The sequence below is a fragment of the Bartonella rhinolophi genome, from assembly GCF_036576165.1.
Taxonomy (GTDB): domain Bacteria; phylum Pseudomonadota; class Alphaproteobacteria; order Rhizobiales; family Rhizobiaceae; genus Bartonella.
Window position 1 is genome coordinate 1 of the sequence record NZ_JBAFWY010000018.1, and the last position, 1,715, is coordinate 1,715.

General features: G+C 40.2%; 1 pseudogene. It reads right to left on the reverse strand.

The annotated features are described in order from the left end of the window. Positions 1-1,699, reverse strand: a pseudogene (locus V5N67_RS06815) (hypothetical protein); the annotation flags it as partial. Positions 1,700-1,715 lie beyond the last annotated feature (16 nt).

Genomic DNA, 1,715 nt, shown 5'->3' on the forward strand with positions numbered 1-1,715 from the left:
CTTGAGAAACACCATTTGCAACATCGTTTTTAATATTTTTGAACGAGTTGCTCATACCTGCAAGAGCATCGGCAACATTTGTATAGCTTGCCTCTTCAGCAACACCATCATCATTGAGTGTAACAACTGTGAAGTCTGGAGCTTTCCATTCTCCATCTTCATATCTAGCGCCACCTCCAAAATATGTAGCAAGCATGTTGCTCACTGAGTAAAGCTGACCACCAGTTATAGCCTCTGTTGAGCCTTCTGAAATACTCCCTGCCTTCACGCCAGAGATAATACGCGCAAGACCTTCACTGTTGGAAACTGTAATTTCACTACCAGCCGCATTTTTACCAATAGTGATAACATTTGTGAATGCATCTTGCTGGGTAAGGCTAGCTTTATTAACTTCAGTTGTGATGTCTTTAATAACATCTTGCGTGATGCCACTAATAACCTCACTCGTGATGTCATTTGTTATATCATTCAAGACGCCCTGTTTAATGTTTATGAAAGAGTCGCTCATACCTGCAAGGGCATCGGCAACATTTGTATAGCTCTGCTGTTCAGAAGTGCCGTCATCATTGAATTGGGTAACTGTGAAATCTGGAGCTTTCCATTCTCCACCTTCATATTTAGCACCACCGCCAAAATATGTAGCAAGCATGTTACTCATCGAATAAAGCTGCGCACCGTTAACAGCTTCTGTTGAGCTAGCTGTAAGCATTCCTGCTTTTACCCCAGAGATACTACGTGATACACCTTCACTGTTGGCAACTGTAATTGCAGTACCACCTATTTCTCCACCAATGCTGATAGAGTTTGTGGATTTGTCTTGTTTGACAATACTGGTACGATTAATCTCATCTGTAACCTCTTTAGTAACGTCATAAGTAATTCTATCAACAACACTATCCGTGATGTTATTAATAACTTCAGTCGCCATATCATTTGTCATCTTATCAATGACATCATTAGAAATTCCACTAATAACCTCATTCGTGATGTCATTTGCTACATCATTTAAGACGCTCTGTTTAATATTTGTGAAAGAGCTGCTTATACCTGCAAGGGCATCAGCAACATTTGTATAGCTCTGCTGTTCAGAAGTACCATCAACATTAAGTGTAACAACTGTGAAATTTGGTAATGTCCATTTTCCATCTTCATATCTAGTGCCACCACCAAAATATGAAGCAAGTGCATTACTCATTGAATAGAGCTGTGAACCGTTAACAGCATCTGTTGAGCCAACAGAAAGCGTTCCTGCTTTTACCCCAGAAATAATACGTGACGCACCATCATTGTTGGCAACTGTAATTTCACTACCAGCCACATTTCCACCAATAGTGATAACATTTGTGGATGAATTTTGCTGAGTAAGGCTGACTTTATTAACTTCAGTTGTGATGTCTTTAATAACATCTTGCGTGATACCACTAATAATCTCACCTGTGATGTCATTTGTTATATCATTCAAGACGCCCTGTTTAATATTTATGAAAGAGTCGCTCATACCTGCGAGAGCATCAGCAACATTTGTATAGCTTTGCTGTTTAGAAGTGCCATCATCATTGAATTGAGTAACCGTGAAATCTGGTAATACCCATTCTCCACCTTCATATTTAGCTCCTCCTCCAAAATATGAAGCAAGTGCGTTACTCGCCAAATAGAGCTGTGCACCGTTAACAGCCTCTGTTGAGCCAGCTGTAAGCATTCCTGCTTTTACCCCA